Origin of the sequence: Corynebacterium sp. HMSC074E01 (genome assembly GCF_001808885.1) — a bacterium.
In the GTDB taxonomy this organism is placed as follows: Bacteria; Actinomycetota; Actinomycetes; order Mycobacteriales; family Mycobacteriaceae; genus Corynebacterium.
Genome location: NZ_KV794810.1, coordinates 1 through 277, shown reverse-complemented (window position 1 = coordinate 277; position 277 = coordinate 1). Strand labels below are relative to the sequence as shown.

The following is a 277-nucleotide window of genomic DNA, read 5'->3' as shown; positions in this document are numbered from 1 at the left end:
TGTTCGCCAATCCATGGGAGCGGTGGGAACGAGTGCCGATAATGCCCTAGCAGAATCGTTTAACGCCACTCTAAAGCGTGAAGTTCTGCGTGATCGGAAAGTCTTTGACAATCCCATTACCTGCCGCCAAGAAGTCTTCCGATGGTGCATGCGCTACAACACGCGCAGACGACACTCCTGGTGCAATCTTCTAGCCCCCGATACCTTCGAAGCATTCACATCAGCTACACTGACCCAAGCAGCATAGCTAACCCCCGACGTGTCTACTTTCCGGGGG

General features: G+C 53.8%; 1 protein-coding gene. It reads left to right on the top strand.

Annotated elements, in window-relative coordinates; genetic code table 11:
- Window positions 1-247: integrase core domain-containing protein (locus HMPREF2537_RS12595; RefSeq protein WP_148138119.1), on the top strand; the 247-nt coding region annotated here is incomplete at its 5' end.
- Between the last annotated feature and the right edge of the window lie 30 nt (window positions 248-277).